Source organism: Agarivorans sp. JK6, from assembly GCF_045277145.1.
GTDB lineage: Bacteria > Pseudomonadota > Gammaproteobacteria > Enterobacterales > Celerinatantimonadaceae > Agarivorans > Agarivorans albus.
This window is the reverse complement of the sequence record NZ_CP113525.1, coordinates 2851755-2866108: the sequence shown is the minus strand read 5'-3', so window position 1 is coordinate 2866108 and position 14354 is coordinate 2851755. Positions and strand designations below refer to the sequence as shown.

The window sequence follows — 14354 nt, the reverse complement described above, 5'->3', positions numbered from 1 at the left end:
CCGGAAAATTCGCAGTTATCAAGCTGACTATTTGGTCAGCTTTTTAGCTAAATTTTTTTATTATTGCTGGTCGTTTCTATAAGCGTAAGTATCGGCAAAGCGCGATAGTATCCATTCACCAGCCGTTATTTCGGGATACTGACTTTGTTCCCCAGGTGCTAAACAGCTCGCGAGAGTATTCACCGGAGTATCAAAGTCTGGCTCTACAAAAAATGGCATTGAAAAGCGAGTGGTTTGCTGTTTTGGACTAAGCACTCTATGCGGCGTCGATTTGTATCGGCCGTTAGTCCAACGTTGCATTAAGTCGCCAATATTCACCACAAAACTATTCTCCACCGGTGGCGCATCTAACCATTGTTGATTGCGGTCTTGTACCTGTAGGCCGCCGGTTTGATCCTGATACAGCAAGGTAATGCAGCCATAGTCTGTGTGTGCGCCAGCGCCGTTATCATTTTGTTGCTGAGGTGGATAATGAATTAAGCGCAGCACACTAATCGGGCAGCTAAAATGCTTGCTAAAGAAGTCTTCGCTTTGGCCCAAGGCTAAAGCCATGGCTTTAAGTATTTTGAGGCCAACTTGCAAAGTGAGTTCGTAATGCTGCTGCAAAAGTTGGATGAAGCCGTCAAGATTTGGGTACTGGTTTGGCCCGTACAACTGCGGGTAACGCGCAACTTGTGGATGATAAGGGCTAAGATCTAAAGCCATATCAAAGGTCTCTTTGCAGTCTTTAGGGCCGCTTGGGTCAAGTTGCTCTGCACTTACTTGCCCCCAACCTCTATGGTTGGCAGAGTGCTGAATATTGATCTTTTGTTTTTCTAGTTCACTAAGAGCAAAGAACTTCGCAGCCATGGTTTGCATAGCAGCAAATTGCTCGCTAGGAATGCCATGACCGGTCACATAAAAAAAGCCCTTGTCACGACAGGCAGAATCAATGGCTTGAATGGTTTCTTGCCAGTGCTGACTATCGCTATGATTTAGCGTAGAAATATCAATAATAGGTAGGGCTAAGTTCATCTTACTCTCGCTGTAAAGGTCCAGCTAAACTGGGCACTCATTAAGAACATCGGTTTATTTGGGATTTAGGTTTACTTAGGAATCGTTGCGTCGATGCCTTCTACGTACCACATCACACCCGCTAGCTCTTGGTCGTTAAGCGTTTTACCCGCTGGGATCACCTCTTTACCACTGTTGTCTTTCATTGGACCGGTAAATGGATGAAATTCGCCTGATTTAATCTTGGCTTCAGTTTCGCTAATGGCGGTTTTTACGTCGTCGGGTAGGGCTGGGTTAACCGAAACAATTTGCAAAATGTTTTCTGCAAAACCACCCCAGTAATCTTCTGGCTTCCATGAGTTAGAAAGAACTTCCTCAACGGTGCGAATGTAATGCGGTGCCCAAACATCACGTACCGAGAACATATGTGCAGTAGGGGCAAATTGGCTCATGTCTGAAGCTTGACCAATGCCCATTACGCCGCGCTTTTCGGCGGCAATAAGTGGTGCAGGGCTGTCGGTGTGCTGCAGAATAATGTCTACGCCTTGGTCCATAAGGGCGTTGGCGGCGTCTGCTTCTTTACCTGGATCGTACCAAGTATTTACCCACACAATTTTAATTTGCACGTCTGGGTTTACGCTTTTTGCGCCTAAGTACACCGAGTTAATGTCACGGATCACTTCCGGAATGGGGAACGAGGCAATGTAACCAATCACATTGGTTTTGGTAGTCATGCCAGCGGCTACGCCTGATACATAACGGCCCTCGTAGGTACGCAATACATAAGTAGATACGTTTTTGCTGCGTTTGTAGCCGGTAGCGTGTTCAAAGGTGACTTTAGGAAAGCGTTTTGCGGCCTTGATTGTTGGGTTCATAAAGCCAAAAGACGTAGTAAAGATAACGTCGTGACCTGATTTGGCCAACTGGGTAATCACGCGCTCTGCATCTGCGCCTTCAGGAACGTTTTCTACAAAGGTGGTACTAACTTTTCCGCCGAAGTGCTGCTCCATCTCAATTCGACCTTGGTCGTGTTCATAACTCCAACCGTGGTCTCCTACAGGGCCAACATATACAAAGCCTACTTTTAGTGGCTCGTCGGCAGCCATGCTAACTGGTGCTATTAAGGTGGTTACAGCAAAGGCTGCAGCACTTATCCATTTATTTAGTTTCATTTAGAACTCCGTTTCTTGGAATGGCGGTTAGTTAAAAAATTGAAGTAGCAAAAAGCTGGCCACTTGGTCATGTTTTTTGATTTAAGTCAATAAATCCCAATTTCACAAGCTTTGTTGAGTTTAGTTGAAGGAATTGTTAATGCGACGGTTTTAAATGAATGATTGTTTGTGGTGCAGCAATCGCTAGCTACGCACCAATGTTAGGCGATTTTGCGTGGTAAATAATTAGGGGTAGGCGAGGTGTAAAAAGAAAAAAGAGCCGCGCAAAGCGGCTCTTAGACCTTACTGATTTATTCTATAAATCGGAGAAGTTGGTTAGCTTGGTTACCACAATTCCATTGCTGAATGCTGGCTTGGTTAGTGCTAGCGGCATTTTTTACATCAATACATTTTGCGGAAGGTTTAGCACGCAGCTCAAACCAACCATCTTGTTGTTCAACTAACTGCCAAACTTGGTTTGGGTTGTTGTTATCACAAGAATACTGCTGCAATTTCCCACCATTGGCTGTGGTGCCACTGGCTAGGTCGACACATTTGTTGCTCACCTTAGCCTTAATTGTGTACCAGTTGTCTCCTAGAGGCGTAAACAAAAAACGTTGGTTGTCGTTTTGAGTATTACAGGTCCATTGGTGATATTGACTACCGTTAGTGGTTTTGCCACCTGCTACGTCCATACATTTGGCGCTGTGTTTAAATTGCAGGTTAGTCCAAGTGCTAGGTGCAGTAAGTGCGTCACTTATAACGCTTACATTGTTTACTTGGTTAGTGGCTAAGTTACTGTGCCAATCGGTCCCTAATGGGCGGATACTGTTTTTGACGGTATAGGTGTTGGCGGCCTGTGCTACCTCATCAAGTTCAACGGTAAGTTGTACGCTGCCTTCACCTGCTTCTACTTGCTCGGTAGCTTGGGCCAACCATTGATTATTCAGCCATAGCTCAACCACTACGTCACGCTGTTGAGTCGCGCTGTAGTCAACAGTAAATTGATAGCTTTGAGCCTGCAGCAACTCGGTAGAAGGCATCACTAGCTTGGTAGCGTCTTCACTAGGAAGGTCGCTAACAATTTCAATATTGCTAATCTGCTCGAAATCGAGATTGTCTTGCCACGAAGTACCGCTTGGGCGAATAGAGCCTTTAAGCTTGTAGCCTTGGCTACCTGCGGCCGGTGCGGTGCTAAGGTCAATAGTGACTGAGGTAGTGCCCGAACCCGGAGGCACGCTAGTTTTGCCAGAGGCTAACCAGTTTTGTTCATCCCATAACTCTACAACCAAGTCACGTTGTTGCATGGCCGAGTAATCAAGCTTAATGGTGTATTGCATCGCGCTAGTGAGTTCTTGGTAGCTTTCTACAAACACGATTTGGTCGTAGTTTGCGCCGCTGTCACTTTCAATCACAATATCGTTGATTTGGGTTTGTTTGATAATGCTAGCAACATCGCCACCTTGAGGGCGAATATTGGCCTTTATGATGTAGCCCGTTTCGCCAGATACCGTTTCATTTGCCAAGGTAACATCTATGGTTTTAGTGCCCTCTCCAGCAGCTACGTTAACAGTTGTGCCCGCTAGGTAACTTTGGTCTTTCCAAATGGATACGGTTAAGTCACGGCTTTGGCTGGCGCTGTAATCTAGTGTAACGGCATAGTTTTTACCTGGTGCTAGGCTGTCGATGGTGTTGGCAAAGCTTACTGCATCTTGGGTTCCGGCAGCGTTACTTTGGTTGTTCACCTCTAAGACTACCGAGCTTACCCGACCATCTGAATCGGGGAAGGTTATGCTAACAACGTTATTTTTACTCAGTAAATTGTTGGGTACTGGGATATGCAAGGCGCCAAAAAAGTCATCGCGTGAGCTTTGATCGCCACCTTTCCAGTTATTCGGAACCGTTAGCGCAGTGCCGTTTATTTTCACGACTGGCTTCTTCGATTTGTTGTGTTTACGACCAATACTCACTTTTAGGTTTGAGGTACCTTGGCCGGCACTAACGTTGTTAATCGCAAAGTTAAGCGCTTTATTGGCAGAAATGCTTTGTAAATTAGTGGTGCTGTAATAGCTGTTTACATGTAGCGTGTTGTCTAGGTCGATGTTTTGATTAAAGCTGTATTGCAAAACAACCGTTTCGCCAGCAATTAAGCTCAAGCTACTTGGAGCATTTACATTGCTGTTGTCTTGATAAACTGGAGCAGCATTTGGGTAAATTTTTAACGATTTCTTAGCTACCTTATTAATGCTACCTAAGCTGCTTACAAAATCTAAACTAACTTGCTCGGTATTCTCAGACAAACTATTAAGCGCAACGTACGCTTTGTTGCCGTCTACAAACGCTTGTACTTGAACATCTGGATTGGAACTTTGGCTTTTAACTCGAACCCCTTTTACATCTGACCATAGTTGGTAGAAGTGAATACGTGGGGTCCAGAAGAAGCGGGTAGGTTTGCCGTTAACAATACTGCTTGGGTCGGGGCGAGTAATTACTGCGCCGTATGGTTCCCAGTTGTTTGCGGCATTGTAATGCCAGCTAGCTTTACCGGTAATAAAAGGAATAGAAGTTAGTAAGCGGTCTTGGCGGTCTAACAGCTGGAATAACATGTTGTTGATAGAACGAACCGATTGCACGCTAGCAATGTCGCTGTAGGTGTCGCCGTAACCTTTTTCAATGCCACCATATTCGGTAATGGCCAGCGGTTTAACCTGTGCCCATTTGTGGTAGCTGTAGCTTTCAACTAAATCTAAAATCGCGTCCAAGTTGCTACCAGAGCGTTGGCTATTTGCGCCAGTTACGTTTACGCCATCGTATAAATGTACCGAAAAGGCATCCATGTATGGGCCTGCGCTATCCATGAACATTTTCATGCGGGTATCAAAGTGTCTAAAATCCCACAATTCCATCGACGGCCAAGCACCGGCATAACCGATCACTTTGGTATCAATGTTTTCTTGGTCAAACTTTTTACCAATTTGCTTGAACAGCTCAGTAATTTTAGATCGTGCTAGATCGGCATCGATCCCAAATTCACCGGCATGTACAAAGGGCTCGTTAATTGGCTCATAAAAAATCGGGCGAGTGCTGTCATCGAAGTAGTGTTTAAAGTAGTTGGCTGCCCACTCGGCGGCTTTTACAGGGTCTTGATTGGCTGCAAATGCGTTTCGCGGATGGTCGGTAACAATGTAGCGATTCGAGAAATAAGCATAGTTGTTGTGGTTTTTGGTGCTACTAATGTTTTTGGCGCCATTGGTTTTAGCGGTGGCTTCGTTAGGGTAGGAGTCATGCCCTTTATGGGCCGAAAACGGGCTCCAAAAGCCGCGGCCAAAGCCTGCGTTTAGATCGTTAGTTAAGTATTCAAGCTCATCATTGGTAACTTGGTTTTCTGAGTGGGTGGTATGTAGGTTAAAGTATTTTTCGCGATCTAACTGAGATTCGCCGCCAATAAACTTTTGGGTGTTTAAGTCGATGCTTACGCTAGTGGCTGCGTAGGCGCTACTAGTCAACAGACTAAAGCATGCACCAACCAGCGCCGAGACTGTGGATAATTGCATTTATTTCTCCATGATAGTGTTTTAAAAACATGTGGCATGGGTGTTAGTTAAATGCTTTGCTGACGCCTTAGCTTAGTTAGCTAATTATTGGCGGCAACAAATCTAGTTTGCGCAATGTAACACTCATATCATCCTGATATTGCTAAGCTTTGTCCCTTCACTTTATTACTTGCTTGTTTATTAAGGGGCACTTAAACCAAAACTGGTTGGGCAAGATACTAGAGCAGCATCAATTGACATTTAAATTAAGAATTAGATTTATCATTAAGCTGTGAGCCTTATCACGTTAATATCTCGGATTAGCGCGAGCCTGTCGCTAATAAAAGACAGTTATCTCACTGTTATTTAAGGATTTTGGTTCGTACTGCCGGTCAAGGGTAAAACGCTAAATCGGCGCATTCTATGTGCTGCTAGGCATTGATAGTTGCTGGTGCACGTATTGGTGAGTGCGCACCAATTGAACGCGTAATGATATCAATGTTGCTAGCTCGTTGAGCGATGGTTTATTGGCAATATTCCCCTTCTAAGTGATTGAATAAATGATACTTGTTGTAGGGTGGTTGTTGCAAAAAGGTAAATTGGCAAGTTCCTTGCGTTATTAATCTGACCTAGTGGTCAGATATCTGCTTGTGATATAGCGAAATAACAGGGAGTAAAGCATGAGTGCAAATACGGAAAAAGCGATACCAAAGGAGTTGTTGTACCAACTAGAGGAGAGACCAGCGGTAGCAGAAGCGTTTTTTGCTGGGCTACAACATGTATTGGCATGTTTTGTTGGCGTGATAACCCCAACCTTGATTATTGGGGGCGTTTTAGGCTTAGGCTCGCACATTCCCTATCTGATTAGCATGGCGCTCATTGTATCTGGCGTTGGAACCTTCATTCAGGCAAAAAGGTTAGGCCCTATTGGCGCAGGCATGATTTGTGTGCAAGGTACCAGCTTCGCTTTCTTAGGCTCGATATTGGCGGCAGGCTTTATCGCTAAAAGCCAAGGCGGCGGTCCCGAAGAGATATTGTCGCTAATATTTGGCGTTTGCTTTTTGGGCGCTTTTATCGAGATTTTCTTATCGCAAATGCTGGTTAAAATGAAGAAAATCATCACGCCATTGGTGACCGGAATAGTGATTACCATCATTGGTATTTCGCTGATTAAAGTAGGCATGACCGATTTGGCGGGGGGCTTTAAAGCTGCCGATTTTGGTAGCTTACAAAACCTAGGCTTGGGCTTCACTGTGTTGGCAATTATTATTGCTTTAAACCGTTCGGCAAACCCTTGGCTGCGTCTCTCATCAATTGTTATTGGTCTGTTCGCTGGTATGTTAATTGCGCTATTTATGGGGAAAGTAGATTTTTCTTCGCTAGGCTCACAACCTTGGGTGAGTATTCCTATTCCGTTTAAATATGGTTTTAGTTTTGACTGGGTGGCCTTTCTTCCTATTGCGCTTATCTACTTTATTACGGCAATAGAATCGGCTGGCGATATTACCGCTAACTGCGCTATCTCGCAGCAAGAGATTAAGGGAGACAGCTACTTAAAACGGGTGCGTGGCGGAGTGCTAGCCGACGGCGTTAACTCCTTAATTGCCGCTGTTTTTAATACTTTTCCAAACACTACCTTTAGTCAAAATAATGGAGTGATTCAACTAACCGGCGTAGCCAGTCGGTATATAGGTTATTACATTGCACTAATACTAGTGGTACTGGGACTATTCCCCATATTAGGCGCTGTTTTACAGCAAATTCCTAAACCAGTGCTAGGCGGAGCCACCTTGGTAATGTTTGGCACAGTGGCGGCTGCGGGGATTAAAATTATTGCTAGCGAAACACTGAATCGCCGCAAACTACTTATTATGGCAGTGTCTTTTGGCGTAGGTTTAGGCGTGACAATGGTACCCGACCTATTGCAACACGCGCCTAAATTGGTTCAAAACATCTTTGGCTCAGCAGTTACCTCCGGTGGTTTAGTCGCTATCTTGCTTAGTTTGTTATTACCTGAGCAGCCATCTTCAGTTGCGGCTCAACTCAAACCGAGTACGCAACAATCATAGAATTAATGAGCCTTAGAGTTTACTTGTATAATTAACTTAGCTTTGGCAGAATGCGGGCAGGTGCTAAGGGGCGCCTGCCCGCCAAGAGGAACTCACCCTTAAGCACATGCTTAGTTACACATCATTACGACACTGTATGTCATTCTGAATATTGTTTTGCGGGGAACAACTTAAGTATTTAGGAGCATAGAGATGTTATCTGCCGTTGAAGAACTTAAAATTCGCAGTAAAATTTTGCTTAAACAGCGCCATACTGCCGATTCCCCATTAGCAAGTTTAGCTAAAGACAAATCACCACAACTAAAACATGCCTTGTTGTATGTAGCGCGAGAAGCGGGCTTTAAAGACTGGCAACACGCCCAAAGTGTATTGTCGTGTCAGCACAAGCAAACCATGCAACAAGATAGCGGCAAGTTTTGGTACTCGCCTGCTTGTATGGCTTTGCTTAATCATTGGTGCGCCAATTATCCAGAGGCTCTGGCTCTGCAAGCCAAGCAGGGAGGGGTAATTCTTCCCTATAAAAGCCAATATGTAGTGGCCAAGGCAAGTTATATTGAGGCCTTGGGTTTATCGCCTAATGATCCACTTTGGGAACCACTGGAGTATAACTGGTGTGAAGGCTCGTCTGCGCTGCGCCAAGAGTTAGCTTACAAGCGCTTGTTGGCAATGCAAACACAGCGATATAAAGCTTGTTAATAGCCAATTAGTTGCAGCGTTTGCCCGCACAAAGGCTTATTATTGATATTTTTAAGAATGGCGAGCTCAGCTCGCCGCTTTATTAAGGAAGCCTAATGTCTAAAAAGATCTATTGTATTGCCATGTTTAAACCTAAAGTTGGTAAGCAAAACGAGCTGTTTAAAGTATTGCAAGCGTTAGAGCCAAACACCTTGCGCGAAGATGGCTGTATTCAATACACGGTTACACGCCAAATTGACAACCCTTTTGCTCAGGGCACTGGTTATCCCATCGCCTTTCAAGAGATTTGGGCGGATAAAGAAAGCTTTGAAGCACACTGTCAGCGCAAAGATATTAGTGAGTTTTTTCAAACCCATTGTGTTGCAGAAACAGGCTTAGTAGAAGATTCAAATGTTTGTGTATACAGCGACGAAGCAGAAGATTTTGACGCACCAGTATTTGCTTAGTCTTAAGTAGATAAGAGCGCCAATAGGGCGCTCTTATTGCTTAACGATAGGTTTCCTCATTAGCGAGAAGTGAAGCTATAAGCTAACTCGTGTTTGCACGTTTATGTGTTAGCTATAGAGTTAAAGCTTTCGCCTGCGGCGACGTCATTAAGCTTCAACGAGCAAAGCTTAGTTAAGCAAAAAGAAAACTCGCCCTGCATCTTCTTAGATCCTTCGTTGCGCATCCACAAAGGAGTTGAAGTAACTCGCTACGCTCAAACAGACTTCAACTCTGATCCCTTGTTCATTTGCGCTACTCGGCGAAGATGATGGGATTGAAAAGCACAGTCTTGGGAGTCAAATGTAAGGAGTGGTTTTGCCCCATTGCATGTTACGGCACACTCAAAATTACTCTTAACAAACTTATGCACCCTTAGTATTTCTACTTTTGTGGACAAAGCACTGCGCTCATACACATATAAATGACGATTCCTTCTTTCCACATAGGCTTGCATTCTTTCGTGCTGATATTTTTGTTATTTTTCGAGCTAGGTGGCTGATGTAGCTTAGGAAAGGTGATAATCTTGATTTTATCAAATGTATGATAAGAGGAAAATTTCCTTGTTTAAACAAGGAAATTTTCCTCTTAATAAGTTGCTATATTTCTTCGAGGGTATCATGGATACTAAAGCTGCTATTTTTACATGTATAGGTGCTATTGTTGCTTCCGCTATTACAGCGGGAGTGATGTATTACAATAATGAGCGAACTCTCCAAACAAAAATACAAGAAGCAGAGAAGCAACGAGTTGAGGTGAGAAAGCAAGCAGTTGAAAATAAAAAACTAGCTAAAATAGTCATCTCAAATACTTACGTTCCAAGAATTAATACAAATATTGACTCAGTGTTTTATACAGAAATTTCAAATGAATCAGAAAACTCTTCAAATAACACTTTAATTACAGTTAATTTCGGTGGTACTGAAATTAGAGCATGTGAAACGCTTCCACTAAATCACGTTAAAAGTGAATCTATTAAAAATGGTAGTGTATTGATCTTAGATAACCTTAAATTGCTATCAAATGAGAAACTCTATATTTATTGTCAAACGTCATCGCCAATGTTCGAGTCAGTCACAGTCTCAGGCGAGAATTTAGCGTACAGAGTTTCTAAAAACTTTGAATCCATGAAAGTTAGGCCAACGGTAAAGTCGGGTAACTCATATGCAACGTTTTTCAAGGTTATTGGTTGTTTTGTTGCATTAATCTTTATTGGGTATTTTACGCTAGCTGGCATATCTATCTTCAATAAAAAGTTAAAACCATATTTAGATTAGCGCACACGAAATATAACAATCGCATCAACACAGACGGTAAAAAGTTGGCTCCGCTCGAGCCTCGCGTATTTTAGCCAACATTACCCAGCCAGTGCAGAAGGCGTTAGGTGCTCAAGAGGTTAGTTTAAAGAATGAGTTTCAAAATTAATAGAATTAGCAATAATAGCCTTGGAACTCATTACGGCATTTTTCAAAATGATGAGTTAATCCATCATGAATTTAGTCGCGCAGCTGCAGAAAAGGTGCTGGGAAAACTACAGACTGGAAAGACACTTGAAGAGGCGCTTAAATTTGAGCTAATACCCAAATCTGAACGAGTAATAGCTCAACTTGTAAAACCTCAAGTTTCATTGGTTAAGCAACATAAGTCTCTTTTCTCTAAAGCGGTAATTACTGAGAAAAAATTCGAAGACGATCCTGTTTTATACCGTCAAATTGCGAACTTTAAGGTAAATGAAATTGTTCAGGTGACAAATCGAAAGGGACAACGGTCAACAATACATATTACTAGTATAGTAAAATTGAGTTGGCAGCAACTTCAATTGTTAGTCTCCGGAGGTAGTACTAAATTCGAGAAACAGTATTTACTTTACAAAGAGTATAGTACAAAACATCAACCACATAGCGTCTTGAAAGGGATGAGTTTAAGCCAAGCAGAAAGTACGGAAATTCAAGAGTACATAGGTATCTTTAAGGCAAATGGGTTCTCAAAACACACACAAGCAAATGATTACATAACCAACAATAGTTTGTGGGGACACTTTCCGACAATTCGCTCACTTAACGATCATGGTGAGTACAAAGAAATCGAAGGAATAGAACCTAAATATTTTGAAGTTGTTTGCCATATTTTGAACATCTCAGGTGAAGGTGGTAGAAGCTTAGATAACTTCAAAAAGTACTAATGTAGACCACACCTAACAAAACGTTTAAGGCAGATTCCCACGCTTGGCATTTTCAGTGTTAATCGCTGGGTTTTGTGTTTAAGGTGGTAATGTTTTAGTTCAGTGGTGCGTTGCTAACTACTTAACGTGGCGTTAATAGTGGTATGCCCAGCTTAGGTTTACCCAAACCATCACAACTGAGATTGCTTTCCTAACACGTTTATGCCTAAAAACAGCGGGCTCAGCTGTTAACTCTAACGCTTGGCTATTCGCTGTATATCACTAATGACTCTTCCGGTAGGCACTCACTAGCCGCTTGATTGAAAGCATCGATAAAACCTGGGTTTTCACTTAAGTAGGTGTTGCCAAAATAAACTGCGATGGGCTTGCTTACTACCACTTGGCGGTCGATATAGGCGCTGCGATTAGTTTTCTCGGTAAGCTTTAGCATCGCCGCCTCGTTAGCCAAAATGATGTCGGCTCGATCGCGTATTAACCCTTCTAGCAACATTTCTGGTTCAACGGGTCGATAGGCTACTTTTACGCCTTTTGCTTTTAGCCATTGCGCCATGTTTGACCCTAGGTAAGCCCCGACGCGTGCGTTCTTTAAGTATTCGTCATCAATCGGTTGGTTAATAACATCTGCTAAATAAAAATACGCCCAGTTTTGTTTGCCAATAAAGCGGCTGGCTGTAGCGTAACTGTCACGCTCAGCATTTTGGGAACCCGCATAAAAACCATCTAATTGGCCTCGCTGGGTCATTGATTGGGCTCTCGCCCAAGGCAAAAAGTCGATGCTATATTCAACGCCCATGCTCTCTAATGCGCAGACCACCACTTTATCGAAGGGGCCTGCGGGCTTTCCATCTTGTGGCCAGGTATAAGGGGGACGATCTTGAGTGCCCAAGTGAATGGCTTGAAAAGCTAAACTGGGCAGGGATATAAAAAGTAGGCCAAAGAGAATGTTGCGTATCATGAGGAACCATTTGTATTAACTATTACCTCAAAAGCATAGTGCAGCTCGGTGAGCTTTTCATAAATTTTAAGCGGGTAGGTAAGCGATTTAAATGTAAGTTATCCAGACTGCTTGGCTATGTATTTTGACCACCAAGTTTCCCCAGGGGTTAAAAAGTAAAACGCCACTGTGTTAGTGGCATTTTAAAGGCGCTTAAGTTGCTTTAATTCTTAGATGAGTGTTTCAATTAACTCAACAATTTGGCCAGATTTTTGGGCGTTTAGCGCATCGGGGTGGGGTGAGGCAAATTGGCCGATGTCGTTGTCAAAATATAGGCCGGCAGCATCATTAAATTCTTCCGACAAGCTGGCTCTTACTAGTATATCTGCACCAATGCTTAAATCGCCGCCAGCAATACCATAAGCGTCTTTCACCATTTTGCTGCCAAGTAGCGATTTAGGGTTAACCGATACGACGATTGGGCCACTGTCTTTTAGCGCTAAGCCCAATTCGCGAGACCACATGGTAAGTGCGAGCTTGCTTTGCGCATAAGCAGAGTTGTCACTAAGTTGGCGATTGCCTTTTAGCGCGTCTAAATCTACTGTGGCTTGGGCAGCAGATGATAGGTTCACAACACGACCACTTTTACCCATTAAAGGAAGTAATGCTTTGGTGAGCTTGTATGGGGCGAGGGTGTTTACTATAAAGCGTAAATCTTGCCCTTGAGCATTGCGTGGCTCGGGGATGTTAAATACCCCGGCATTGTTAATCACTACATCTAAACTGTTGTATTTGCTCGCTACTTGTTTGGCTAGCTCATCAACTTGCTCAAGCTTGGATAGGTCGGCTACAAAGGTATCTACTTGTGCACCATTCACGCTTAATTGATTTTTAACAGACTCGAGTTTGGCTGGGTTACGGCCATGAAGCAGCACCTTATGACCCTGCTCTAGCAATTGCTTGGCGGTAACTAAACCAATGCCGTCGGTTGCACCAGTAATTAAAATGGTTTTGCTCATGTGCTTGATACCTATCTTAAAATTGAAAGCCTAAAAGCGAATGCCTTAAGTTGATTTAAATAGTAGATGTTGAACCTAGCAACTACAACGGCTGTTAATGAGAAACAGTTTTTAGATTTTGTTAATAATTACTGAGTTAAATAAACCACTAACAAGCGCTGGTGGTGGTTATCTAGCAAACTATATTCAAGTGCATGTAAATGAATTTAGCTTACTTGCATAACCGAGAGCGTTACACTTACTTGCTGAATAAATAGTGGTGTTGGTTCAGTTTAAAGTTTGGGGAGAGTAATGGCTAAATTTGAGTTTTCGACAGGGGCATTGGCACCAAATCTTAACTCCGCCTTGGCTGCGGGGTTTGAAGAGCATAGTCAATCACAAGACGCGCCGGCGTATCACAAGCAGCGTTTAAATTGGACGCTGCAAAATGCAGAGGGAAAGCTTATTGCTGCGCTTACCGCTGATTTACTTTGGGATTGGTTATACATAGACGAGCTGTGGGTCGACGATAGCTGCCGCGGCCAAGGCATGGGCCAGCAGCTAATGCAGCAAGCCGAAGACTATGCCAGAGACAAAGGCCTTAGTGGTTTATGGTTGTGGACCCAAAGCTGGCAAGCCCCCGCGTTTTATGAGCGCTTAGGGTTTAGCGAATTTACCCTTTTCGACAACTTTCCTACTGGGCACAGCAGAATAGGTTTAAGAAAGGCAATTGCTAAAGATTAAGTGGCTATAAAGCCCTGCAGCACTTAAGCAAGCAGATTGTGGGGGCCTCAATCCAGATTTAATCACTTAATTGTTTGTGCATGATTAAGCTGTCTACATAACCTAACTTAGGGTGTAAGTAGGCCTTTGGAATGGTGCCAATAGTAGCAAAACCAAGCTTGTGCCAAAGCGCAATAGCAACGGTATTAGTGGCAACTACAGAGTTAAACTGCATAGCTTTGAAACCCAGTTCTAAAGCTATCTCTTGCGAGTGTTCACACAGCTTACGCGCAATGCCTTTTCCACGAGCTGCTTCGCTTACCATGTAGCCACAGTTGCAAATATGTTTGCTGGGGCCCATGGCGTTGGGTTTGATGTAATAAGTCCCGAGAATTTGCTGGTTGTGTTCAAGCACAAAGCTTTTCAGCGGCAACTCGCACCAAAGCTGAAAGGCTTGTTGTTCGCTCATGTCTGGATCAAAAGCGTAGCTTTGCTGTGCCTGAATTACCGCCTTAAAGCTTGGCCAAAATGCACTAAAGTCGGCTTGGGTCATGGCTCTAATCACTGGCGTTTTCCTTTTCACTTCGTCAAT

Annotated in this window: 12 protein-coding genes; 6 read left to right on the top strand and 6 right to left on the bottom strand. The window is 43.5% G+C overall.

The window, feature by feature from the left end:
- Window positions 1-60 precede the first annotated feature (60 nt).
- From OV592_RS13315 to OV592_RS13305, 3 genes are all read right to left on the bottom strand, one after another.
- Window positions 61-1014, bottom strand: a complete 954-nt coding sequence (locus OV592_RS13315) for an isopenicillin N synthase family dioxygenase (RefSeq protein WP_406608919.1) — start codon at window positions 1012-1014, stop codon at window positions 61-63.
- 71 nt (window positions 1015-1085) lie between these two features.
- Window positions 1086-2165, bottom strand: coding sequence for a BMP family ABC transporter substrate-binding protein (locus OV592_RS13310; protein ID WP_406608918.1), 1080 nt, complete (start codon window positions 2163-2165; stop codon window positions 1086-1088).
- Window positions 2166-2455: 290 nt separating this feature from the next.
- Window positions 2456-5698: an RICIN domain-containing protein gene (locus OV592_RS13305; RefSeq protein ID WP_406608917.1), complete on the bottom strand. Its 3243-nt coding sequence runs from the start codon at window positions 5696-5698 to the stop codon at window positions 2456-2458.
- A 659-nt stretch (window positions 5699-6357) separates the two neighbouring features.
- Between OV592_RS13305 and OV592_RS13300 the strand changes: the two genes are divergently transcribed.
- The 5 genes from OV592_RS13300 (at window position 6358) to OV592_RS13280 (ending at window position 11107) form a co-directional block, all read left to right on the top strand.
- Window positions 6358-7746, top strand: a complete 1389-nt coding sequence (locus OV592_RS13300; RefSeq protein WP_406608916.1) for a nucleobase:cation symporter-2 family protein — start codon at window positions 6358-6360, stop codon at window positions 7744-7746.
- Window positions 7747-7938: 192 nt separating this feature from the next.
- On the top strand, window positions 7939-8442 hold the full coding sequence (locus OV592_RS13295) for a hypothetical protein (RefSeq protein ID WP_406608915.1): 504 nt from the start codon (window positions 7939-7941) through the stop codon (window positions 8440-8442).
- A 95-nt stretch (window positions 8443-8537) separates the two neighbouring features.
- A complete protein-coding gene (locus OV592_RS13290; RefSeq protein WP_406608914.1) occupies window positions 8538-8888 on the top strand; it encodes a putative quinol monooxygenase in 351 nt (116 codons plus the stop codon).
- Between the two features lie 600 nt (window positions 8889-9488).
- Window positions 9489-10202, top strand: coding sequence for a hypothetical protein (locus tag OV592_RS13285; protein ID WP_406608913.1), 714 nt, complete (start codon window positions 9489-9491; stop codon window positions 10200-10202).
- A 131-nt stretch (window positions 10203-10333) separates the two neighbouring features.
- Window positions 10334-11107, top strand: a complete 774-nt coding sequence (locus OV592_RS13280; protein ID WP_406608912.1) for a hypothetical protein — start codon at window positions 10334-10336, stop codon at window positions 11105-11107.
- Between the two features lie 244 nt (window positions 11108-11351).
- Here OV592_RS13280 and OV592_RS13275 read toward each other — a convergent pair whose 3' ends face one another.
- The gene (locus tag OV592_RS13275; RefSeq protein ID WP_406608911.1) at window positions 11352-12062 is read right to left on the bottom strand and encodes a substrate-binding periplasmic protein; all 711 of its coding nucleotides are present in this window, start codon (window positions 12060-12062) and stop codon (window positions 11352-11354) included.
- Between the two features lie 209 nt (window positions 12063-12271).
- The gene (locus OV592_RS13270) at window positions 12272-13060 is read right to left on the bottom strand and encodes an SDR family NAD(P)-dependent oxidoreductase (RefSeq protein ID WP_406608910.1); all 789 of its coding nucleotides are present in this window, start codon (window positions 13058-13060) and stop codon (window positions 12272-12274) included.
- Window positions 13061-13351: 291 nt separating this feature from the next.
- Here OV592_RS13270 and OV592_RS13265 point away from each other — a divergent pair, with 291 nt between their 5' ends.
- A complete protein-coding gene (locus tag OV592_RS13265) occupies window positions 13352-13783 on the top strand; it encodes a GNAT family N-acetyltransferase (protein ID WP_406608909.1) in 432 nt (143 codons plus the stop codon).
- Between the two features lie 58 nt (window positions 13784-13841).
- Here the strand turns inward: OV592_RS13265 and OV592_RS13260 are convergent, their stop codons facing one another.
- Window positions 13842-14327, bottom strand: coding sequence for an N-acetyltransferase family protein (locus tag OV592_RS13260; protein WP_406608908.1), 486 nt, complete (start codon window positions 14325-14327; stop codon window positions 13842-13844).
- Window positions 14328-14354: the final 27 nt, after the last annotated feature.